The sequence below is a fragment of the Rhodosalinus sp. K401 genome, from assembly GCF_041365735.1.
In the GTDB taxonomy this organism is placed as follows: Bacteria; Pseudomonadota; Alphaproteobacteria; order Rhodobacterales; family Rhodobacteraceae; genus Rhodosalinus.
Window position 1 is genome coordinate 11,963 of the sequence record NZ_JBGFSI010000009.1, and the last position, 22,535, is coordinate 34,497.

At 64.2% G+C, this 22,535-nt stretch carries 14 protein-coding genes and 3 pseudogenes; 8 read left to right on the forward strand and 9 right to left on the reverse strand.

Translation table 11 applies throughout. From position 1 onward, the window contains the following. The first annotated feature begins 249 nt into the window (after window positions 1-249). The gene (locus tag AB6A66_RS11280) at window positions 250-1,383 is read left to right on the forward strand and encodes a glycosyltransferase family 4 protein (protein ID WP_371055976.1); all 1,134 of its coding nucleotides are present in this window, start codon (window positions 250-252) and stop codon (window positions 1,381-1,383) included. An 84-nt stretch (window positions 1,384-1,467) separates the two neighbouring features. Next, window positions 1,468-2,391, forward strand: a pseudogene (locus AB6A66_RS11285) (IS5 family transposase). A gap of 70 nt (window positions 2,392-2,461) precedes the next feature. On the opposite strand, the gene AB6A66_RS11290 reads toward AB6A66_RS11285, so the two are convergent. Genes AB6A66_RS11290 through AB6A66_RS11305 form a run of 4 tightly spaced genes read right to left on the reverse strand, consistent with a single transcriptional unit; the run spans window position 2,462 to window position 6,598 of the window. Beyond that, a complete protein-coding gene (locus tag AB6A66_RS11290) occupies window positions 2,462-3,355 on the reverse strand; it encodes a glycosyltransferase family 2 protein (protein ID WP_371055977.1) in 894 nt (297 codons plus the stop codon). After that, window positions 3,330-4,160 (reverse strand): CpsD/CapB family tyrosine-protein kinase, encoded by an 831-nt coding sequence (locus tag AB6A66_RS11295; RefSeq protein WP_371055978.1) that lies wholly within the window; start codon window positions 4,158-4,160, stop codon window positions 3,330-3,332. The genes AB6A66_RS11290 and AB6A66_RS11295 overlap by 26 nt, the downstream gene beginning before the upstream one ends. A 27-nt stretch (window positions 4,161-4,187) precedes the next feature. Next, window positions 4,188-5,747 carry a GumC family protein gene (locus tag AB6A66_RS11300; protein WP_371055979.1) on the reverse strand — a complete coding sequence of 520 codons (1,560 nt, stop codon included), beginning with the start codon at window positions 5,745-5,747 and terminating at the stop codon, window positions 4,188-4,190. After that, complete coding sequence (locus AB6A66_RS11305) at window positions 5,744-6,598, reverse strand: ExeA family protein (protein WP_371055980.1); 855 nt, start codon at window positions 6,596-6,598, stop codon at window positions 5,744-5,746. The genes AB6A66_RS11300 and AB6A66_RS11305 overlap by 4 nt, the downstream gene beginning before the upstream one ends. A gap of 524 nt (window positions 6,599-7,122) precedes the next feature. Between AB6A66_RS11305 and AB6A66_RS11310 the strand changes: the two genes are divergently transcribed. The 5 genes from AB6A66_RS11310 (at window position 7,123) to xrtD (ending at window position 14,212) form a co-directional block, all read left to right on the forward strand. Then, window positions 7,123-7,803, forward strand: coding sequence for a sugar transferase (locus AB6A66_RS11310; RefSeq protein WP_371055981.1), 681 nt, complete (start codon window positions 7,123-7,125; stop codon window positions 7,801-7,803). Between the two features lie 54 nt (window positions 7,804-7,857). After that, window positions 7,858-10,332: a tetratricopeptide repeat protein gene (locus AB6A66_RS11315; RefSeq protein ID WP_371055982.1), complete on the forward strand. Its 2,475-nt coding sequence runs from the start codon at window positions 7,858-7,860 to the stop codon at window positions 10,330-10,332. A 122-nt stretch (window positions 10,333-10,454) separates the two neighbouring features. Beyond that, window positions 10,455-11,075, forward strand: coding sequence for a polysaccharide biosynthesis/export family protein (locus AB6A66_RS11320; RefSeq protein WP_371055983.1), 621 nt, complete (start codon window positions 10,455-10,457; stop codon window positions 11,073-11,075). Between the two features lie 9 nt (window positions 11,076-11,084). Next, window positions 11,085-12,491 (forward strand): hypothetical protein, encoded by a 1,407-nt coding sequence (locus AB6A66_RS11325; RefSeq protein WP_371055985.1) that lies wholly within the window; start codon window positions 11,085-11,087, stop codon window positions 12,489-12,491. A gap of 119 nt (window positions 12,492-12,610) precedes the next feature. Continuing rightward, complete coding sequence (gene xrtD, locus AB6A66_RS11330) at window positions 12,611-14,212, forward strand: VPLPA-CTERM-specific exosortase XrtD (protein WP_371055986.1); 1,602 nt, start codon at window positions 12,611-12,613, stop codon at window positions 14,210-14,212. A 19-nt stretch (window positions 14,213-14,231) separates the two neighbouring features. On the opposite strand, the gene AB6A66_RS11335 is transcribed toward xrtD, so the two are convergent. From AB6A66_RS11335 to AB6A66_RS11355, 5 genes and pseudogenes are all read right to left on the reverse strand, one after another. Next, entirely contained in the window at window positions 14,232-15,293 is a 1,062-nt protein-coding gene (locus tag AB6A66_RS11335) for a glycosyltransferase family 2 protein (RefSeq protein ID WP_371055987.1), read from the reverse strand. Between the two features lie 396 nt (window positions 15,294-15,689). Beyond that, window positions 15,690-17,096 (reverse strand): hypothetical protein, encoded by a 1,407-nt coding sequence (locus tag AB6A66_RS11340; RefSeq protein WP_371055988.1) that lies wholly within the window; start codon window positions 17,094-17,096, stop codon window positions 15,690-15,692. 222 nt (window positions 17,097-17,318) lie between these two features. Beyond that, window positions 17,319-18,413, reverse strand: coding sequence for an IS630 family transposase (locus AB6A66_RS11345; RefSeq protein ID WP_371055989.1), 1,095 nt, complete (start codon window positions 18,411-18,413; stop codon window positions 17,319-17,321). Between the two features lie 67 nt (window positions 18,414-18,480). Then, window positions 18,481-19,238 (reverse strand): annotated as a pseudogene (locus tag AB6A66_RS11350) (IS5 family transposase). 247 nt (window positions 19,239-19,485) lie between these two features. Continuing rightward, window positions 19,486-20,653, reverse strand: a pseudogene (locus AB6A66_RS11355) (IS3 family transposase). 365 nt (window positions 20,654-21,018) lie between these two features. On the opposite strand from AB6A66_RS11355, the gene AB6A66_RS11360 reads away from it, so the two are divergent. Beyond that, window positions 21,019-22,533, forward strand: a complete 1,515-nt coding sequence (locus AB6A66_RS11360) for an oligosaccharide flippase family protein (RefSeq protein ID WP_371055990.1) — start codon at window positions 21,019-21,021, stop codon at window positions 22,531-22,533. Window positions 22,534-22,535: the final 2 nt, after the last annotated feature.

Genomic DNA, 22,535 nt, shown 5'->3' on the forward strand with positions numbered 1-22,535 from the left:
TTATAAATGACCGCCGCGCGCTTCCTCGCCCCCGCGTGGAACACCGCTGCTGGCCGCAAGGCCACAAAACTTCATACTTGAAACAACAAAAGCTTAACATCAAACTCCGCTTATCCTAAACAAGTAAGCTGCGCCTCAACACGGACGAACTTCCAATCGTTCGTGTCGCGCCAGCAGACAGTGCCAATCCATTTGCACCACCGTAAGAAGTCGTAAATCTCAATTGACACATCAACCTTGCGAGCGCGCATGAAAATTGGACTGATAACAACTCAAGACCCAAATAATCCCCGCACATGGTCAGGAACAAACTACTTCATTTCACGGTCACTCTCAAAGCATGTTGGAAGCGTTGTTCCCATAGGGCCGGTCGAACCAAGTTCATTGTGGGTTAAGCGTGCCGAAAATCGCCTGCGCAAAATATTGAAAGCGCATAACATTGTGCCCGGCCAATCGTATCGGGTCGCGCGAGACAATGCCAAAATAATCGAGCAGCGACTCAAAAGAGAAAATCTTGATGTTTTGGTGGCGCCGGCAGGATCCGCATTGATCGCATTTCTCGAAAGCACGTTGCCAATAATATACACATCTGACGCCACTGCCGAATTGATGATCGACTACTATCCCCAATTTCTTAATTTGAGCGCAAAGTCAAAAAATGAAGTCAACGAATTAGAAGCAAGCTCAATTTCGCGCGCCGATGCAATCATTTACCCTTCACGCTGGGCGGCAAACTCTGCGCTCCAGCAGTACGGCGCAGATGAACGGAAAGTACACATAGTCCCATTTGGTGCGAATTTAATGATTGAGCCCGAAAGGGAGCCTGTATTATCCGCAAAGTCAAAAAACGGACTTCATCTCCTATTTGTTGGTGTCGACTGGCAACGAAAAGGAGGTGAAAAAGCAATTGCCATATTGAATACGCTCGTCAAGCGGGGCTTCGATGCGCACCTCACGATTATTGGATGCGTACCACCAGGGCATTTCGATCCCGAGAGAGTGACAGTTTACCCATTTCTTGACAAAACTGAGAGAAATCAAGAAAGGATGCTTTCTGAATTATACAGGCAATCTCATTTCATGATATTGCCGACAGTCAATGAATGTTTTGGTATTGTATTTTGTGAAGCGGCGGCCCACGGTGTCATAAGCCTTGCGTCCAACACTGGCGGCGTGTCTTCCGCCGTTCGTGATGGTGTTTCCGGATTTCTTTTTTCAGAGGATGCAGACGTTAAACAATACGCAGATCGCATTTGCAATTTAGCGTCCAACTCCGAAAGCATGAGGAAACTACAGGAGACTGCAAGAGATGAGTTTGAAGAAAATCTTAATTGGGACGCTTGGGGTGAAAGGGTTGACAAAATTGCCACAAGCTTGCTTTGATTTTTCTTCGATTTTGGTAAAAAAATTTGTTGATGGGCCTGAGTCGCAAATCCAGCGTTATGGCTTGGTAACTAGAGCAGATCAATACCTCCGAGCCACGAGACCAAGATCTGACCAGCCTACAAAGAAGCGCTCAAGCGCGGACGCTCGCTGATGGTCCGGCTTAATACCGACATGCCTTTGGAAATCAAGCCGACTGGCAAGCGTCGCCGACAATCCAGTTACAGCGATCCCGCGATCCAAACCTGTCTGACAATGAAGGTGCTGTTCGGCATGGCATTGCGCTAGACCACAGGCTTTGTTGAGATCCTGCTGCAACTGGTTGACGCGGAGTGGCCGGCGCCGGACCTCAGCACACACTCCCGTCACCAGAAGACCTTGACCGTGTACATTCCCTATCGTGGTTCCGAGGGACCGCTGGAACTGCTGGTAGACAGCCCGGGTACAAAAAAAGATTGAGTGAAAAGGCGACAGGCATGCCCGCAAGCATGCTGAGCCTTAACGCCGCGTCTGGCGCAATGTACACCCTGGGATCTACGAGCAAGCGCTGGAGGTGCGGGCCGTCGAGGTCACTAATAGCCGTATCGGAAGCTTGCCGATGCGCCCTGAAATGCTTGATCAAGTCGCGGCCGATCATGAGATGGCAAGCGTCACGGCAGATCGTGCCAAAGACATGCGCAAATGCCACGATACCATCGTCGACCGCGAGGCGTATGCCGTCGTTTCACCGCGCAGGAACGCAGAAACTGGAAGCTCAGCACCAACGGCACCGTAGCGCGCAAGGACGCCCTTCGAGCCTTAAAATACCTCGGTCGTACGATCTGGCGACGATGGAACGGATACCACCGCCAGAGTCGCGTCGAGACCAAGATGCTTCATGTAAAATCGTTGGTCCAGTGGCTCATGATGAGAGACTTCGCCCCCCACTCCGCAGAACTCCATGTCCGCATCGGGGTCCTTAACGGCTACACCACGCTTGGCATGCCAACCACCGAACCCTTGAGATAAGTTTTTCCGGTGACAGGCGGCTCCGTGCGTCAGACGGTTTGTGCAACGGAGTAGCGTTGCGCGTGCAAGCCTAATCGGACGGCATGCCAAACGCCTGGCGCAGCATCCACCTCATGCGCAGGAGGCGCAGCCGGGCGAGCGTGAGCGCCGCGCGCCAGCGCTCTCCCGGGGAGCGCAGGTCGCGATGCGACAGCACACGCGGCAGATGCGCCAGGATGCTCGCCGGCATCATGAGCGCCTTCGCCAGCCACCGGCGGCGCGGCCGGCCCTCCGCCCGCTCGAGCGCGTGGGCCTCCTCGGTCAGGCGGCGCCACTTGGCCCTGAGCGCGGGCCAGTCCGAGCGCGACGGGTGCCCGACCCGCAGCCCGTCGTCGTAGACCAGGCGATAGCCCTTCGCCACCGCGCGCTTCGTCCATTCCGTGTCTTCCGAGAGGCCGTTGACGAAAGGCCCGACATCCTCGAAGACCGCGCGCGTGGTCACGAGGTTGCCGGCCCCGGAAAACCCCTTCTTCTCGATGTAGGTCCGGAAATCGAAGGCGAAGACGGCCTCGAAGGCCTGCGCGCCGGTCCGGGGCGGCGGGGTCTCGTCGAAGACCGAGACGCGCCCGCCCACGAGGTCGGCACGGGACGCGACGCGGCGCACGGCGGCCAGCCAGTCGCGGGCCGGCACGCAGTCGGCGTCGATGAAGGCGAGGATCTCGCCGCGTGCGGCGCTCACGCCGCGGTTGCGCGCGGGCGCGGCGCCCTTTTCCGTCTCGATGAGAAAGCGCACCGCGGGAAACCTCTCCCGCACCGCGTCGATGGGCACGGTGGAGCCGTTGTCGACGACGATGATCTCGACCCCGCCCGTGTCGTTCTCCATCAGCTCGCAGAGGCAGAGACCGAGCCGTTCGGGGTCGTTGTAGTGCGGGATGACGACCGAGACCTCGGGGACGCGCTCAGTAGTAGCCTTGCTCGTATCCATAGGCCCCGTCCGTGTAGCGGCTCTTGTTGAGCACGATGCCCATCACGTTGGTGAGTTCGGCCACCTGCCGCTCCGCCACGTCGATGAGATCGAGGCCCGTCTTCTCCGCGCCCGCCAGGATGAGCGCGCAATCGACGTTGCGCAGGAACCCGAAACTGTCATCCGTCGCCATCATCGGCGGCAGGTCGACGAGCACGATGTCGGGGCTGAGCGCCGCGTCGATCTCGTCGAGCACCTCGGCCGTCCGGCGGCTCTGCAGCACTTCGGCGGGGTTGCGCACGGCGGCGCCGTTGAGCCCGAAGGCGAGGTTCTCCTCGTAGCGGCACCCGTGCTCCTCGAAACGCACCCGCCCCTCCAGCACGTCGGCCATGGTGTGCACGACGCGCTGGCCCAGCATGCGGCCGAGCGCCCGCCGGCGCAGGTCGAGATCGAGCACGAGCGTGCGCATGTCCCGCCGCCGCGCGAGGCTGAAGGCGAGGTTCGCCGCCGTCGTCGTCTTGCCGCTGTGGCTGTCGGGCGAGGTGATGGCGATGCGCCGCCAGCCATGTTCCTTCGCGCGCTGCAGAAGCTTGGTCCGGAGCATGTCGTAGGGCCCCGCCTCGGGTCCGCCGTCGAAGGTGACGACGCGGTTCCTGCGCAGCACGCGCCGGTCGAAGCTGATCCGCGCGAGCGCGTCCCAGGCCGCGTCGTCCCGCGGCGGCGGCGGCGCCGCCGCCACGCTCGCCGCGGCGGGGGTCTGCCGGGCCGGATCGCCTGCGTCACGCTCCCTGCGCGCCTTCTCGATCGCCGCCTGTAGCCGTTCCATTCAACCCACTCCCGAATTGACCGCCCCTCAGAGGCGGATACCGACCTTGTTCATCGCGCGATCGGCGATCACGTCGAGCGGCAGATAATAGGTGTGCACCGCGTAGACCGCCGCGGGCACCCCCACGAGGATGATCAGCAGCATCGCGACCTTCACCGAGCGCTGCAGGATCACCTGCCGGCGCGTGCGGATGAAGGGGATGGTACCTATCGGCGCGATGTTGAACCGCTTCACGAGGTCTTCGGGCCGCCGCGCCGAACGGTTGAGCGCCTCGATGAGGAAGACGAGCAGCCCGCCCGCGAAAAGCCCGAACACGCCCCCGCCCGCGGCGATGAGCATCCGGTTGGGCTTGGTAGGCTCGCTCGGCACCGCCGGCGGCTCGATCACCGAGATCTTCTGCCCCCGCGAGCGCGTCTCGATGAGCTGGCCGGTCCGCGCGCGCGACAGGCGATCCTGCGCGATCGTGAGTTGCTGCTGCACCGCCTGGTACTCGCGCGTCATCTCCTCGAGCCGGATGGAGACCGTCGGCGTGCGCTCGATGCTCTCCTCGAGCGCGGAGAGCTGCGCCGCGGTGGCGGCTTTCTGCTCCTCAAGGATCGCGACCCGGCTGTCGATCTCGCTCAGCTGGATCTCGAGCACCGCGGGACGCGCCGCGGCCGCCGCGCTCTCCTCGGTCTCTTCCTCGGTCTCCTGCGCGGCCGCGCGCGCCGCGATCTGCTCCTCGAGCCGGGCGATCCGGGTGCGCAGGAGCTGCACCCGGGGCGCGCTCTCGGAATAGACGGCGAGCGCGGCGTCGAGCTCCTGCTCGAGCTCGTCGAGGCGCTGCTCTTCCCGGCTCGGCGGCCGGCCGGCGGCCGCCTCGACGCGGCCCGTGGTCTCGAAAAGGGTGATGAGCCGGTCGCGCTGGTCGGTGAGCGCCGAGATGTCGCGCTCGATCTGGGAGAGACGCTGCTGCAGCGTGGACTGCTGCGACAGGCGGTAGTCGAGCGTCTCCGGCAGCGCGCCCGAGTTCGCGTTCTTGAACTCGAGGATCTCGGCGCTCTTGAGATCGGCCTCGCGCGAGAGGTCGGTGACCTGCTGCTCGAAGAAATCCAGCGTCTCGCCCGCGCTGCCCCGCCGGAAGGTCGCGTCCTCGCGCTGGATGAGGGTGAGGTATTCTCCCAGAACCGCCGCCGCCGTGCGCGCCTCGGGCGCCTCGAAGCCGATCGTCATCAGCGTGGCCGCGTTGCGCCCGGACGAGACGTTCAGGCTGGTGCGCGCCCGCATCGCCTCGACGATCTGGTCGGGGCTCATCTGGTCGAGATCGGGCAGCACGTCGAGCTGGCGCGCGATGTCGAGCATGTTGGCGCGCGTGAGCAGCCGTTGCTGGATGATCTGGAGCTGTTCGAGCGCGGGGATCTGCACCGTCGAGGGCGCAAGCTCCTCGGGGATCTGCGGCGACTGCACCACGAGCCGCGTCTCGCTGACATAGGCCGGCGGCAACGTGTAGGCCACGATCACCGACGCCGCCGAGATCACCAGGAAGACCGGCAGGAAGAACGGCAGACGCCGCAGGAAGATCGACAGGTAGTACCGGACCTCGCTCATCGGGCCTCGCTCTCCTCGGGTAGATAGCCTGCGAAAAAGACACCGTCGTCGAGCACGTTCGCGACGATCTGCGCGTCGATCGTGCGGGTGTCCGCGCTCCAGGCATAGAGCATCGCGAACTCGCACAGCTGGTTGACGAGCCGGGGCACGCCGCGGCTCTTTTCAAAGATCTCGCGGCAGGCGTCGGGGGTAAACTCGCTCCCCTGCCCGCCCGCGCATTCGAGGCGGTGGCGGATGTAGGCCTGCACGGTCGCCTCATCCATCGCGCGCAGGTGATAGCTTGCCGCCACGCGCTGCGCGAGCTGGCGCAGCCGCGGGCTTTCGATCATCTCGCGCAGTTCCGGCTGGCCCACCAGCACGAGCTGCACGAGGTCGTCCTTGTTGGCGTTGATGTTGGTGAGCATGCGCAGTTCCTCGAGCCCCTCCATCGAGAGGTTCTGCGCCTCGTCGAAGACCAGCACGACGCGCCGGCCGGCGGCGTACTCGGCCACGAGGAAATCCTGCAGCGTCTGGAAGAGCTGGACGTAGCTCGCCGCGGGCTCGATCGCGACGCCGAGCGCGTTCAGGATCCATTGCAGCAGTTCGCCGCGGCCGCCCTGCGCGTTCGAGATCAGCCCGACCGTCAGGTGCTCGTCGAGCTTTTTCAGAAGCTCCTGCACGAGCGTCGTCTTGCCCGAGCCGACCTCGCCGGTCAAAAGCGTGATCGGGACCTGGGCCATGATGCCGTATTCCAGCACCGAGAACCCGTCACGGTGCTGCGATGACCAGAAGAGGTAGCCCGGATCGGGCGTCAGCGTGAAGGGCCGCTCTGTCAGGCCGAAGAAGCGTGCGTAAAGTGCGTAGTCCTTCATGTAGGAGCGTTTGCCTTCCCGTTCCGCGCCCGAAGCGCGAGCGTGCGTCGAACCATCCACTGTCTGTCACCATATAAGTACGTGCTGGGCAATATGCTCGTCCGAAAACCTCCGGCGCGCGCGGCTCTTCGACGCCGATGGCTGACGGAAAATTCGGGCGCGGGCGTGGCGATTCGATAGTCATTCGGCGACCACATCGCCCGATTCTCCCCATTCGTCACGCCCGCTCAACAATGCGGCGGACGAGGACATCGTTGCAGAAGCGCAAACCGATTGTTTCGAAAGCGGTTTTTGTCACGTTTTATCAATATTTTACGGAAATCCCTTGCCCTCCCGGCGGCGGCGGGGCCGGGGCGCAGCGGCGATTTCCCTTACCCGGTCTCCACGGCGCTTGGTAGATTTGCACGAAGATGGCACAATTGCGGCGGAATGTTGGTATTGATGGTGCAGTCGGGTCGGCGGCAGGCTGCTGCACGCGTCGATCCGCGCCCGAAAGGGCGTAGGCAAATGTTCGGGGGGAACGAGTGACGACCGTATTCAAGAGTTTCGACGCGGCGGCGCGGTATGGCGCCGCGCCCGTCGACCAGAAAATGCGTCGCGGCCCGTACCGGGCCTGGGGCAAGCGCACCCTCGACGTGATCCTGACGCTCGCGCTGGCGCCGGTCGCGCTGCCGCTCATCGCCGTCTCGGCGCTGCTTGCGATGCTCGACGGCGGCGCGCCGTTCTACCGCCAGCGGCGCGTGGGGCGCCGGGGACGCGTCTTCAGCATCGTCAAGATCCGCACAATGGTGCCCGGCGCCGACCGCGTGCTCGACGCCCATCTCGACGCCAACCCGGCGGCGCGGCGCGAGTGGGATCGCGACCAGAAGCTCCACGACGACCCGCGCATCACGCGCATCGGGGCGCTCCTGCGCAAGACCTCGCTCGACGAGTTGCCGCAGCTCTGGAACGTGCTCGTGGGCGACATGTCGCTCGTCGGACCGCGCCCGATCATGAACGACCAGCGCGACCTCTACCCGGGGCTCGCCTATTACGACCTGCGCCCGGGCATCACCGGGCCCTGGCAGGTCTCCGAGCGCAACGCCTGCAGCTTCGCCGAGCGCGCGGAGTTCGACGACACCTATCACCGCACGCTGTCGCTCGGCACCGATCTCGGGATCCTTGTGCGCACCGCCGGGGTTGTCCTACGGTGTACCGGGAAGTAACCCGGTCACCCGGCCTCCCGACACCCTCCGCGTCGACCAACAAGGGGATATGAGATGTTTCGTCGTGCCGCACTCGTGGCCGTCCTGTGCCTGTCCACGCTCTCCCTAACCGCCTGCAAGACCACCGAAGAGAAGATCGCGGAGCATTACGAGAACGCCGTCGCGCTCCACGAGGAGGGTGACGACGCCCGCGCCCTCGTGGAGTTGCGCAACGTCTTCAAGCTCGACGGCCGCCACAAGGAGGCGCGGCTGCTCGTGGCCGACATCGAGGAGGCGCGCGGCAACCTGCAGAGCGCCTACGGCAACTACCTGCGCCTCGTCGAGCAGTACCCCGAGAACCTCGAGGGCCGGCGCGCGCTCGCCCGCCTCGCGCTCGAAGTGAACAACTGGGACGAGGTCGAACGCCACGGCCAGGTCGCCATCGACCTCGCGCCCGAGGACCTGCTGGTCCGCGCGATCAAGGCCAACCTCGACTACCGCGCGGCGCTGCTGGAGGGCACCGACGCGGATCGCGTGGCCGCCCTCGAGGCGGCGCGCGCGGTGGTCGAGGCCGACGCCGACGCGCCGCTCGCCCGGCGCCTTCTCATCGACGATCTCGTGCGCCGCGAGGACTGGGAGGGCGCGCTCGCGGAAATCGACGCGGCCATCGCGCAGGACCTCCTCGACCGCCGTCTCTACACCATCCGCCTCGGCGCGCTCGAACAGCTCGGGCGCGAGGCGGAGGTGGAAGCGCAACTCCGCGAGATGCTCGACCTCTTCCCCGAGGACGCCTCGATCGGCCAGATGCTCGTGCGCTGGTACGTCTCCCGCCAGCGCCTCGACGAGGCCGAAGCCTATCTGCGGGGCCGGATGGAGGCCGAGGAGACTGGCGTCGAGGCGCGCACGCAGTTCGTCAACTTCCTGGTGCAGCTGCGCGGCGTGGAGGCCGCGCTCGACGCGCTCGACGCGCTGGTGGCGGAGGCGGAGACGACCGAGAGCGCGGAACTCTTCCGCTCGATGCGCGCCACGCTGCGCTTCGACACCGGAGACCGCCAGGCCGGGATCTCCGAGCTCGAGGACATCCTCGCCGAGGCCGAGCCCTCCGACCAGACGCGGCAGATCAAGGTCGCGCTCGCGCGGATGTATCTCGCCACCGACAACGCCGTGGGCGCCCGCGCCCTCGTCGAGGAGGTGCTCGCCGAGGACAGCACCGAGGTCGACGCGCTCAAGCTCAAGGCGGAGTGGCTCATCGAGGACGACAAGGTGGGCGACGCGCTGGTGGAACTGCGCCGCGCGCTCGACCAGGCGCCGCGCGATCCCGGCATCGCGACGCTGATGGCCCGGGCGCATCAGCGCGCGGGCGACCGCGACCTCATGGGCGAGATGCTGTCGAACGCCGTGGCCTATTCCGGAAGCGCGCCGGCCGAGGCCGTGCGCTACGCCACCTTCCTCATCGAGGAGGGCGATCTCCTGCCCGCCGAGGACGTGCTGAGAGAGGCGCTGCGGCTTCAGCCCGAGAACCTCGGGCTTCTGAGGACGCTGGGCGACGTCTACGCGCGGATGGCCGACTGGCCGCGCCTCGAAAGCGCGATCGCCGCGCTCGAACGCATCGGCACCCCCGCGGCGCGCGGGATCGCCAACGACCTCACCGCCCGGCTGCTGGCCGGCCAGAACCGCACCGAGGAACTCGACTCCTTCCTCGAGGGGCTGGCCCAGGGCGGGCCCGAGGGGCTCAACGCCGAGCTTGCCCTCATCCGCCGGCGCATCGCCGAGGGCGATCTCGAGGGCGCGCGCACCTTCCTCGACGAGGCGCTGGCCAAGCGTCCCGACAGCCCCGCCCTGCGCTTCGTCGAGGCCGGGCTTCTGGTGAGCGAGGGCGACATCGACGCGGCGAAGGTGGCGTTCCGGGATCTCGTCGCGGAAGACCCGCAGCGGGAATACGCCTGGCTCGCCCTCATCCGGCTGCATGCCACCACCGGCGACCAGGCGGCCGCGGACGCGGCGCTCGAGGAGGCGCTCGCCGCGCTTCCAGAGGCGGCGAACCTGCTCTGGACCCGTGCCGGACAGCTCGAGGCGGCCGGCGACATCGCCGGCGCCATCGAGATCTACGAGCGCCTCTATGCCAGGAACAGCGACTCGGTCGTCGTCGCCAACAACCTGGCGAGCCTGATCTCGTCCTTCGACGACACCCCCGAAAGCCTCGAGCGCGCCTATCGCATCGCCCGGCGGCTGCGCGGCACCGAGGTGCCGGCCTTCCAGGACACCTATGGCTGGATCGCCTTCCGGCTGGGCAATTACGAGGAGGCCGCCGAGTATCTCGAACCGGCCGCCGCGGCGCTGCCCGACCAGCCGCTGGTGCGTTACCACCTGGCAGAGGTCCACGCCGCGCTCGGGCGCACCGACGCCGCGCTCGCCGAATACCGCGCCGCGCGCGCGCTGATAGAGGAGGACGGCGCCGCGCCGCCCTATCTCGACCGGCTGATCGCGCAGATCGAGGCGCTGGAAAATCCCGGCGACCCGGCGGCGGACGGCGCGGGAGCGCCCGACTGAGACCCCGCGCCCGAGTGGGCAAAGTTGCAGCACTCGCGGAAATTCGCGGGGCGAGGGATTCTCCTGAGCCCGCAGACTTGCCATGGTCGCCCCCGACAGGCGAATCCAATCGAGGCCCCGACATGCGCAGCACACTCCGTGTCCTCTTCCTTGCCCTCTCGGTGCTCGCGACCGGTGCGGGCGCGGCGCTTGCCGCCGACGGCTACCAGCTTCGCCCCGGCGACGTCCTTCGCGTCGAGGTGCTGGAGGACCCGAGCCTCAACCGCGAGGTTCTCGTGCTTCCCGACGGCTCGATCGACTTTCCCCTCGTGGGCACCGTCGCCGCGCGCGGGCAGACCGTGGCGAGCGTGCGCCAGGCGCTGACGCGGGGCCTCGCAGACACCTTCGCGGCCGAACCGACGGTCTTCGTCGCCGTGCGCTCGCTCGCCGAACGCCCTGCCCGCGGGCCGGAACCCGAGGCGGAGACGATCGATGTCTACGCCCTGGGCGAGGTCGCCGAGCCCGGGCGCAAGGAGGTCACGCCGGGAACCACGATCCTGCAATTCCTCGCCGATGCCGGGGGCCTGACCCGCTTCGCCGCGGAAAAGCGGATCGAGCTGCGCCGCACCGACCGCGAGACCGGCGCGGTGCGCACCTATCTCTTCAGCTTCAGCGGCGCGGCCAACGGCCCGCGCATCGCCGGAAGCACGCGGCTCGCCCCCGGCGACGTGGTGGTCGTGCCCTCGCGCCGCCTCTTCGAATAGGCCGGCCGCATGGCGCGCCGCCGATCGTCCCCGCGCGGCCTCGCGGCGGGGCTTTGCGCCGCCGGCAGCCTGCTCGGCGGTGCGGGCGCGCTTGCCCAGGAACCCGCGGAAAGCGGGCCGCGCCTGACCTTCGACCTCGACACGCGGCTGGTCGCGAACGACAACCTGGACCTTGTCGCCGACCCGCCCGGCACGGCGACCTATCTCGAGACCCGGCTCGGCCTCGGGCTGGTGAGCGAGACGCGGCTTTCGCGCCTCGAGCTGGACCTCGGCGCGGTCACGCGAACCGGCGACGCGCCGGGCGACGGCGATCTCAACGGGCTGGGTGAGGCCGACCTCCGCGTCGCGTATTCGCGCGAGGTGGCCACGAGCCGGCTCTCCTTCGACGGCCGCGTCGCCTACCGCGACCTCGACGTCTTCGATCCCTTCGACGACACGGTCGAACTGCCTGACGGCAGCGTGGTCACCGAAAAGGCAGGCCAGCGCCGCAGCGCCGTGGCGGGGATCACCCTGGAGACCGGGCTCACCGCCCCGCTCGGGCTCGTGCTCGATCTGCGCCGCGAGGCGACCGAGTTCACCGACACGACCGATCCCGACCTCTACGACACGCGCGAGACCCGCGCGTCAGTGGGCCTGCGCATGACGCTCACCCCCGCCACAGAAGGGGTTCTGGAGGTCTCGCGCAGCCTCTACCGCGCCGAGGACACGCTGCGCCGCGAGCGCGAGCGCCGCGCGGCGCGTTTCGACATCACCCACGAGCTTTCGGGCGGAACGGTTCTCGAGGCGAGCCTCGGGGTCACCGACATCGACGAGATTGCCCGGGCAGGCGGCGCGCCGCGCATCGAGGAGAACGGGTTTACCGGATCGCTCGGCCTCTCCCGCCCCCTGCCCCTCGGGAGCATCGGGATCTCCGCCGCCACCGCGCTCGAGACCACTGGGCGGCGCAACACGCTGAACCTCGAGCGGGTGATCGTGCGGCCGAACGCGGAGCTGAGGCTGGGTCTCGGCGTCAGCAGCGACGAGGACGGCGAGATCGAGCCCGTTGCCGATATCGCCTATGCGCTCGACCTGCCGACGGGCGCGCTCGAGGCCAGCCTGTCGCAGAGCGTCACGACGAGCGACGAGGACGAGGACCTGAGCCGCCTGCGCGCGAGCCTCAACTACGTGCACGACATCAACGCGCTCTCGCGCCTCTCGCTCGGCGCCGATTACGTCTCGGTGAGCGATCTCGGCGCCGGAAGCGCGGGCGACGAGGAACGCGCCACGCTGTCGGTGACCTACTCGCGCGACATCACGCGCGACTGGTCGCTCGACCTCGGCTACAGCCACGACCGCGAGGACACCGGCACGACCCGCGCGGCAAGCGGCAACCGCGTCTTCCTGGGCCTCAGTCGCAGCTTCACGATCCTGCCCTGAGCCACCGGAAACGCTGTGTTTCTGGCGCATTCGTGAGCGAAGAGGACTCCCTCCCCCAACGTTAATAGATTACTGTGCCGCGAAAGACATGTGCGTGGGTTGCGAGCGAGGGTCACGGTTTGACGACGACGAACGGCATGACGGCGACGCGGGTGGCGATGCCCTCGGTGAACCTGCCCGGAATGGCCTGGTTCACCCTGCTCGTGCTGGGCTCCCTGCCCCTCTTCTGGATCGGCTTCATCTCTCTCGGAGAGGCGTGGACGACGCCGGAATACAGCCACGGGCCCCTCATTCCGCTGATCTCGCTCTACCTTTTCCTGCGAGAGCTGCGCAACAGCCCGCCGCCGCCCGCTATCGTCACCGACCGGTGGCCGGGCGTTCTGGTGATCGCGGCCGCACTTCTCGTGGCGCTCATCGGCAACCTCGCCCGCGTGCCCGACATCGTGACCTACGGGATGATCCTCTGGGTCGGCGGCGTGGTGCTGACGAGCTTCGGCTGGTCCCGGGGCATCCGCCACCAGCTGCCCGTGTTCCACCTCATCCTGATGCTGCCCCTGCCCCAGATCCTCTACTGGAAGGCCAACCTCTTCCTGCAGGGCATCTCGTCGGTGATCGGGGTCTGGATCGTCGATGTCATGGGCATCCCGGTCTATCTCGAGGGCAACGTCATCGACCTCGGCGTCTACAAGCTCCAGGTCGCGGAGGCCTGCTCGGGCCTGCGCTACCTCTTCCCGATCCTGAGTTTCTCCTACCTCTTCGCCATCCTCTACCGCGGCCCCTTCTGGCACCGCGCCGTGCTGCTGCTGGCCGCCGTGCCCGTGGCCGTGCTGATGAACTCGATCCGGATCGGCGTGATCGGCGTGCTCGTCAACGCCTACGGCATCGGGCATGCCGAGGGCTTCATGCACATTTTCGAGGGGTGGGTGATCTTCATGATCTCCATCGCGATCCTCTTCGGCATGGCGATCGCCCTGCAGCGCCTGACGCCCGAGCCGAAGAGCCTCGGAGAGATCATCGACCTCGACTTCAACGGGCTGGGCCCCATCGGCCTGCGCATGCTCGGCATCCGCGCGTCGGTCGCGCTCGCCACCGGCGCGCTCCTGACCGTGACGGCCTCCGCCGCCTGGGTGTCCTATGGCGGGCTCGAGCCCGACCCCGTCGAGCGGCGCTCCTTCGCCCTCTTCCCGCTCCAGCTCGACGAGTGGAGCGGGTCCGCCACGCGGCTCGACCCGGAGGTCGAGGAGGTCCTGGCCGCCTCGGATTACCTCGCCGCGATCTACGCCGCGCCGGGCCAGGCCGCGCCGGTGAGCCTCTTCTCCGCCTACTACGCGGAGCAGAACCGCGGCGAGGGCATCCACTCCCCCGAGGCCTGCCTGCCCGGCGCGGGCTGGGAGATCGCGGAGTTCGGCCCCGCCACCGTCGACATGTCCGGCACGCCCTACGGCACCTTCGAAGTGAACCGCGCCATCATCGAGAAGGGCACGGAACGCCAGCTCGTATATTACTGGTTCGAAGGCCGCGGCCGCCGCATGACCGACGACGTCGCCGCAAAACTCGCCGTGATCTATGACGGGATCACGAAAGGGCGCACGGACGGCGCGCTGGTGCGGTATGTGACACCGATCCTCGACGACGAGACGGTGGACGCGGCGGAAGAAAGGCTGAACGCGATGCTCGAGACGAGCCTCGGCCGCATGCCGGAGTTCGTGCCGGCGGAGTGAGGCCGGTCATCTGAACACCTCACGCGTTCGAATCGGTCTCCGTGAAACCCGCCTTGGCAACGGTATCCGGAATGGGCGGCGGCGTCTGGCCCTTGGGCTGATCGATCAGGGCCTTGCACAGGAACACGAAGCGCGCGCGCCAGTGGGCACCGCGGGCGCGGCCCGCCCTCGTCACGGAAATCGGCACGAACCACGCGGCCCGCAGCGCATCTCCCAGGAGGATGAGGCCAGTGCCAACCCGCGCGACCCCCGCGCCGCGCGTCAGGCGCAGAAAGAGGATCTGGCTTTTGGCGGTTTCGACGGCACTCCAGGGCGACACGCCGCCGGTGGAGCCGCCACCATAGTGGATGATCCGCACATCGGGGTGATAATGCACCTGGTAACCTGCTTTACGGATCCGCCAGCACCACTCCGTCTCCTCGCTGTACATGAAGAAGCGATCGTCGAGACCTCCGACCTCGTCGATCACGCGGCGCGGCACCATCATGAAGCAGCCGACGACGGCCTCGACATCGCAGATATCTTCGAGGGAGAGGGATCGATACCTGCGGTCTCCGAATAACCGGCTCCGCCGAAGCACGCTGAAAGGCAGGAACGCGCGCCAGAAGAGGTCGCGCAGCCTCGGATACCGGAAACAGGTCTGCTCGACATGGCCGTCACCGTCCTCGGATCTCGCGCCAAGCAGACCGACATGCTGATGCTCATCGAGGTAGGCGACAGCTTTCTGGAGGGCGTCAGTCGAGACTTCGGTGTCGGGATTGAGAACGAGAACATAACGTCCTTGCGCAATCGAGATCCCAACGTTGTTGCCCCACGCATAGCCGCCATTGGCTCCGGTCGCCACCACGCGCGCATCTGGCACCGCGGCGCGAATTCGATCGACGCTGTCGTCCGTCGAGGCGTTATCAACCACGATGATCTCGACGCGAAAATCATCCGCGTTCGCCTGCACAGACTGCACCGCGCGAATCGTATCTTGCGCGCAATTGTAGTTAACGATCAAAATCGAAAGCTCGGGTTGCTCTACACCCTCCGCCTCGCGCGCGAGCCTTGTCGCATTGACATTAGTCCTGTCCTGCAAGGCTCACGGCTCCGAGATCTCCGCACAACTAATCGAGCATTATCTTAAGACGGTCTCTTCCTTGCGGACAACGACACAGCCGCTGAGTCGAACCCATGTGTTGAATAGAATTCTCCCACTGTTGCTAGCCCTATCAGGTCGGGACGTCGAGTGGTCTTGTTTGGCCTTCAACGCCTCATGTCGATGCCTAGGATGGACGCGGTAGCTATCCCGGCCTGTCTAGTTCCGGGGCGCCGCGAAGCTGAATTCTGCAAGGGCGAAGTTCTGTATTGTGCTCAAGAGGCCGCTAGATGAGTACAGCAGTGTGTGCTTCTGACGGCGCGGCTTTCAAAACCTCCTTGACCTCTATAGCGGTGCACCCTGCGAAGTGGCGGCAACTGCGTCGGAAGATCTCGATCACGAACGCCTTGCTTGCCTTTCGCTTGCCCCGGCTTCGTCTGCGGCTTCCCTAGCTCGTTCCCGGGTCGGCTCATCGGCGGGATCGAAGAACCACCCGCTGGCGCCCAGCATGAACATCGCGAGGTAGAGCGCCGTACCCCAGAGGTGGACAGTGAAGATGGCTACAGCAACAGATATCAAGACGAATGCGTGGGCATCGCGGGACATGCGCGTGGATTTCGTCTCCGGTTGCGAAAGTATAAGATAGATGAGCGCGGAAAGCCAGGAGCCAGCCATGAGCAGGAAGCCGGGTATGCCATGTCGCATGGCCATTACCAGCCAGAAATTGTCAACGCTTGAAGGAAGCCACGCCGGTCGAGCCCAATCCGCAAGCGCCAGTCCAAAAACCGGATGAGCCCATACATTATTCAAGCCGTTTTCCAGAATGACAACTCGCACATATCCATTCCAGGGATTCAGGGCAAGATATTGTGCAGCCACCTTCAGAAGCGAGCGGTTGGACAACACCTCCAGCACTACAAAGGTCCCAAACGCGATGGCGGCGAGAATATACCAGCGGGCCGAAATCTCTCTACATAGACGCCCCCAGGCCATGAACATCATCTGCGTCATGAGAACGACCCAGGCCCCCGAAGAGAGAGAAAAGAAAACCACCCCGACAACTGGCGCGCTAGCCAATCCGGCGGTAATGGCACCACGGAAGGGCCGGACGGCGAAATAGATCGGTGCGAAGCACATGGCCAGCGCGATGCCCGAAAGGATCGGATGCACAAAAACCGTCTGAGCGCGAACCATACCCAGCCTCATATCGTCGATGGCGACCGAAGGCTGCGGAAGACCGAAAACGAAGTTGAACACACGAAAGCCTGTCAAGGCTTCCAATGCAGCTACTGGAAGAAGGACAAGCGCCGCCCAGCCGAGCGCACGCACAGTGGCACGATACTGACCTTCGTTACGAACCAGAACGCGCCCGAGCAGGAACGGCGTCAGGAACTCGATAGCAGTGATGACCGCATATTCCGGAGAACTCGGTCCGACGCCTATTTGCAGCGTCAAGGCGGCCCAAAGCGCGGTCAGGACGACCATGACATCGGTCGCTTGTAGGCGTCCCGCTTTCCCTGAAAGCCAGGCGATGAAGGTCGGCAATGCAGCGAAGACAAGAAAAAGTCGGGACAGCGAAAAGGAAAATGTTGCGACATTCCAGACTACTGGAACGAAAAAGCTGGTCAGGAAGAGCGCCAGGATCGGGCTCGGCCGCTCCCTCGCCGACGTCGCGGCTTTCGGCGTCGTCGTCTTCTCAGTGTGATCGCTGAAACGTCCGAGAGATCTGGCGGCGGGATTGGTAAGCGACAGCCGAGCCGACCCGTTGGACAAGCTGGGGAACCGTGTGTATTTCATGATCACCGCTGCATCTTACCCTAGGCTCGGTTGGAACGCAGGAGGCCTGCCGGTGCCGCTTTGGGGAGGGAGACGCACGAATTCGAGCACCCGTAGCGGTCACGAACCGATTCCTGCCCTGGCTCTCAACTTTCTGCCCGCAACAGTGATCGCTGGCAACCGTAATCACCTCACTACAGCGCTGGCGCGAATGACGACATAGGCGCCGACCACCCTAGTCACCCGAATCTAAAGTTCGGCGCATAGGGTCTGCTGCGTTCGCTGGCAGAACCGTTTGACGGATGCGAGGATTTCATCGGCGGACTTGACCCATCTGTAGGGCTTGGGATTTTCATTATGGGCCTCGATAAAGGCGACGATGTCGGCCTCCAGTTCGGCGGTGGAGCGATGCACACCGCGTTGCAACTGCTTCCGGGTCAGTTCCGCGAACCAACGTTCCACTTGGTTGATCCAGCTGGCTGATGTCGGGGTGAAGTGGATGTGCCAGTGCGGGCGGCGGGCCAGCCAGGCCTTGATTTTCGGCGTCTTGTGCGTGGCGTAGTTGTCCATCACCAGATGCACGTCCGGCCCTTCCGGCACCGCGGCGTCGATCTTTTTCAGAAAATCGAGGAACTCAGTCGCCCGGTGGCGCTTGTAGCAATTCCCAATCACCGCGCCTGTTGCGATGTCGAGCGCAGCGAACAGCGAGGTTGTTCCGTGACGGACACAGGTATGGGTTCTCCGCTCGGCGACACCGGGCGCCATCGGCAGCACCGGCTGCTCGCGGTCCAATGCCTGGATCTGGGATTTCTCGTCCACGCACAACACGATGGCCCGGTTCGGCGGCGACATGTGGAGACCGACGATGTCCTGCACCTTATCGACAAACAGCGGATCAGTGGACAGCTTGAACGTCTCGCTCCGGTGGGGTTGCAGCCCGAAGGCGGTCCAGATCCTGCGGATCGTGGTGTGCGACAGGCTCGTCTCGGCGGCCATGGTCCGGATCGACCAATGGGTGGCGTCCTTGGGCGTCGTGTTCAGCGTGCGCTCGATCACCTCAGCCACTTGCGCGTCAGACACAGTGCGCGGCCGACCGGGGCGGTATTCATCGGTGAGACCTTCGATCCGATCCTTCACGAAACGCCGGCGCCATTTTCCGACAGTGTGTTCATGGACTCCGAGCCGAGCACCGACTTCTTTGCTTTGCAGCCCGTCCGCACAGAGTAGGATCATACGGCATCGGTCCGAAAGCGATCGCGCCGCCTTGTGTCGCCGAACCTGTGCCTCCAGAAAGGTTCGCTCCTCGTCGCTCAGAACCACCTCGTCCGCCACACGCCCCACCATCGCATCGGCTCCTCATATATGTCAGACAATGATACGAACTATGGTTCCGGGTGACTAGGGTCAGGATTCATAACCAAAACATGACCACGGCAGCCAAGGCGGATGCGGACAGGAAGAACTTTGGGCACCTGTCGTAGCGGGTTGCGACCCGTCGCCAGTCCTTGAGGCGGGCGAAGCTGTTCTAATTCTTGTGGCGTTTTCGATAGCGCGCTTCATCATGCGGGATCGCGACCTTGCGGCCTTTGCGCGACGGGATACAGGGTTTGATCCCCTTGTCTTCAAGGGCTTCGCGATACCAGTCCGCATCGTATCCACGATCCGCCAGCAGGTGTTCGGCGGGAGGAAGGCCGTCCAGCAATGCCCGCGCGCCGATGTAATCGCTCCGTTGACCAGCCGTCAGAAACATTCGAAGCGGGCGGCCTGCCGCGTCCGTCACCGCGTGCAGTTTCGAGTTCATCCCGCCCTTGGTGCGCCCAATCAGGCGGCCACGCCCCCTTTTTTCAACCCGAGGCTTGAGGCTGTGCGATGGGTCTTCAGATGTGTCGCATCGATCATCAGCGTATCAGTCCCACCGCCTTGATCGGCCAGTTCCAGAAGCATCCGGGCAAAGATCCCCTTCTCGCTCCATCGCTTCCACCGGCTGTAAAGCGTCTTGTGCGGCCCGTACTCCGCAGGCGCATCGCGCCAACGCAAGCCATTGCGGTTGATGAATATCATGCCGCTCAACACCCGCTTGTCGTCCACACGAGGCTTGCCATGGGACTTCGGGAAAAAGGGCTCCAGCTTGGCCATCTGCGTGTCGCTCAGCCAGTATAGATCGCTCATGTCGCCGCTCCGTTTTCGGAGCCGTGAATCACGCAGCGCAACGGAAATCAATGCATCCTGACCCAAAGCGTCCGTCAACCAAAAGAGGTTGCTCATGTCACTGCTCGCATTTCGAAAAGTGACACATGCCGACACCAGCCGATCGATGGGCCTGGAGCCTAAAACGACCTCAGCCTCCGGGAGACCCACCGCGGTTTCCTACGCCCAAGCTCGCTTTAATGATCCTGCCCCGAATTGGTGGACGGGGTCAGGCCGCCATGTGTTCCATGTCGGCCGGTGATCTGTAGCCTATCGCGGAATGCAGGCGGCGTGAATTGTAGAATCCTTCGATGTATGCGAACAGGTCGCGGCGCGCTTCGTCCCGTGTGGCGTATACGCGGTGATGAACCCGCTCGACCTTGAGCGTTTGGAAGAAGCTCTCCATCGGTGCGTTGTCGAGGCAGTTCCTCTTCCGTTTCATCGAGGGAGTTATTTTCGCGGTGGCAAGGGCTTGGCGGTATTCGTCGGCCGCGTATTGAATGCCGCGATCCAAATGCTGGATCAGCCCGGGCGCTGGCGTCTGATGGCCATGTCGAGAGCTTCGAGTGCTATCGCGGCATGCAGGGTCTCTCTCATGCTCCAGCCCACGACCTTGCGGGTGTGCATGTCGATCAGCGCGGCAAGAAAGAGCCAGCCTTCGCCGGTCCTGATGTAGGTCAGGTCCGCGAGCCATACCTGGTTCGGCGCGGTCGCGGTGAAGTTTCTGCGCAGCCTGTTCGGCGCGATCGGGTAGTCGTGTTTGCTGTCGGTCGTGCGAACGCGGCGCGGGATGGCGGCCAGCCCGCACAGGCCCGCAAGCCGCATGAGACGCGCGACACGGTGTCGTCCGATCTGCCGGCCGGCAGCTCGCAGCGCCGCATGGATGCGCGGCGCGCCATAGCACCCGCCACTCTTGGCATGAGCTTGGCGGATGTCGTCCAAATGCGCGCGGTTCTCGATGCTGCGCTTGCTCTCCGGCCGTCGGCACCACGCATAGTAGCCACTGACGGAGACGCCGAGCACGGCACAGATCGTGCGAACGGGCCAGATATGGCGATGCTCATCCACGAACCCGAACGTCATCGGGTGGCCGCTCCGAAGATGAGCGCCGCCTTTTTTAAGATATCGCGCTCCGTCTGGGCCTTTTGCAGCTCCCGTTTCAACTGGGCGTTCTCAGCCGCCAGGTCGGCCGGGGACGGGCCCTGCGCCTGCGTACTGGGGCGCCGCGCAGGGCCCGTCCCCGACTTGCCGAACTGCCTTATCCAGCGGCGCAGCTGAGTCTCGTGGACGCCGAGTTCCGCTGCGACATCCATGATCGACAGCCCGCTCGTCTTGGCGCGCTCCGCGGCCTGCCGCTTGAACTCATCCGGAAAATACCGGCGCTTCTTCTTCTCCATCGGACACGCCTTCCGTTAGCTATAAACACTATCAAGGGTGTCCACCAATCCGGGGCAGGATCATTAATGGCACCGATCAAGCAAACAGCCGACATCGCACGTTGCCTCGGATCTGCTCCGGCCTTACCCTTCTAAAAGAGTTAGCGAGACGTTACGGCGACGATGAGACAAAACACCAAACTGACCAGTCCAGGTCCGCGGTTTCTGTGGGTGACTCCGGCCTATACCAGTTCCAAGAGCGGGCTCAGCGCTGATACGGACTACTTTTCAGACTGCTCGCCTGCCCCCGGAACGTTGGTCGTTCACCAAGGCTGGATCATGCCCTGCGTCGCGAGCGACGCAAGTCATAAGAGCAAAGTGATTTCATGAGCGACGCTCCGCCCCCTGTGGACAACACCCGCGGGCTGCTCAAATCCATTGCCGTTATCGGCACTGCGCAATTAATCTCCATCGTCATCCGCATCGTGAAGGCTAAGCTGGTGGCCGTTATGCTCGGCCCTTCCGGCACCGGCCTTCTGGCGGTCTTGTCCAACCTTCAGATGCTTGGAGCACAGATGGCAGGCCTCGGCCTTCCGGACAGCGGCATGCGCGAGCTGGCGTCGTCGCGGGGCGATCCTGATCTCTTGGGGCGTCTGAAACACGTGCTGTTCGTCACGCTCGCCCTTCAGGGCGGAATTGGGATGGCCGTGATCTGGCTGCTGCGCGCGCCGATATCGGTCTGGCTCCTCGGCGACACGGAAAGATCGACCGAGGTCGGGTTGGTCGGCGTGGTGGTTTTCCTGTTCCTGCTGTCCGCCTCCCAGCAAACGCTCTTGCGCGGGATGCGCCGGATCAACGACCAGGGCCGGGTGATGGTTCTCGGCACGCTGGCGGGCGCCCTCGCCGGGATCGCGGCGATCCTGCTTCTGGGGCGGGAGGGCCTGATCTGGTTCCTGATCGCCGAGACTGCCGGCGCGTTTCTTGTGGGCGCGATCTATGTCCGGCGCCTGCCGCTGCCGGCTGTAGACCGGCCGCCGCCTGCCGAGATCTGGAAACTCTGGAAACCGATGGTAAAGCTCGGCACCGCCTTCATGATCGGCGCTTTGCTGAACCTCGGAACGCTGCTCGTGATACGCACACTGATCACCCGTGATCTGGGGCTCGACGAGGCGGGGCAATTCGCAGCTGCTTGGACGATCACCTTCACCTATATCGGTTTCCTCATTCAAGCCATGATGACCGATTACCTCCCGCGCTTGATCGAGGTCATCCGCGATCGAGAGACTGCAACCCGGCTGATGAACGAACAGATGCAGCTCGGACTAGCCCTGGGCGGTCCGATCCTGCTGGTGATGATCGGTCTCGCCCCATGGTTGATACGCTTGCTCTATTCCGCCGAATTCGATGCCGCCGCCACGGTCCTGCAATGGCAGATGGTAGGCGCGTTTCTGATGCTGACTACGAGATCAATGGTGGCAGCCTTCGTAGCGGCTGGGCGATCTGTAGTATTCCTCTACACTCAGGTACAACTCAACTTATTATTTCTCGGGGCTGTTTGGCTTGGCCTGCCCACCTTCGGGATCGAGGCGGGGGGAATCGCGTTTTTGTTCGCACATGCCCTGCAAATCATCATGGTCGCAATGTTGACGAACCGCCTGCAAGGGTTTCGCTGGCAGTCAGGGACAGTTAGAATATTCGCTACGACGCTGCTTTTGGTGCTCGGCATGCTGGTCCTGGCTCGTGTCGCGCCGGGGGCCGGCGCGTGCGCGGCGCCACTTCTGGGCGCAGCGATAGCGCTGACCGGCGCACGTCGTGTGATAAGCCGAATCGGATCGCAGGGACGGCTTGTTTCCCGCGCGCGCAGCTTCTATCGTCTGATCGGCTGGCCAATAGGGCATTGAGA

What these genes read in the sequence shown, in the direction of transcription:
- AB6A66_RS11280 (WP_371055976.1), top strand. Translation starts at nt 250, where the DNA reads ATGAAAATTGGACTGATAACAACTCAAGACCCAAATAATCCCCGCACA.
- AB6A66_RS11290 (WP_371055977.1), bottom strand. Translation starts at nt 3,355, where the DNA reads ATGGATACGAGCAAGGCTACTACTGAGCGCGTCCCCGAGGTCTCGGTC.
- AB6A66_RS11295 (WP_371055978.1), bottom strand. Translation starts at nt 4,160, where the DNA reads ATGGAACGGCTACAGGCGGCGATCGAGAAGGCGCGCAGGGAGCGTGAC.
- AB6A66_RS11300 (WP_371055979.1), bottom strand. Translation starts at nt 5,747, where the DNA reads ATGAGCGAGGTCCGGTACTACCTGTCGATCTTCCTGCGGCGTCTGCCG.
- AB6A66_RS11305 (WP_371055980.1), bottom strand. Translation starts at nt 6,598, where the DNA reads ATGAAGGACTACGCACTTTACGCACGCTTCTTCGGCCTGACAGAGCGG.
- AB6A66_RS11315 (WP_371055982.1), top strand. Translation starts at nt 7,858, where the DNA reads ATGTTTCGTCGTGCCGCACTCGTGGCCGTCCTGTGCCTGTCCACGCTC.
- AB6A66_RS11320 (WP_371055983.1), top strand. Translation starts at nt 10,455, where the DNA reads ATGCGCAGCACACTCCGTGTCCTCTTCCTTGCCCTCTCGGTGCTCGCG.
- AB6A66_RS11325 (WP_371055985.1), top strand. Translation starts at nt 11,085, where the DNA reads ATGGCGCGCCGCCGATCGTCCCCGCGCGGCCTCGCGGCGGGGCTTTGC.
- AB6A66_RS11345 (WP_371055989.1), bottom strand. Translation starts at nt 18,413, where the DNA reads ATGGTGGGGCGTGTGGCGGACGAGGTGGTTCTGAGCGACGAGGAGCGA.
- AB6A66_RS11360 (WP_371055990.1), top strand. Translation starts at nt 21,019, where the DNA reads ATGAGCGACGCTCCGCCCCCTGTGGACAACACCCGCGGGCTGCTCAAA.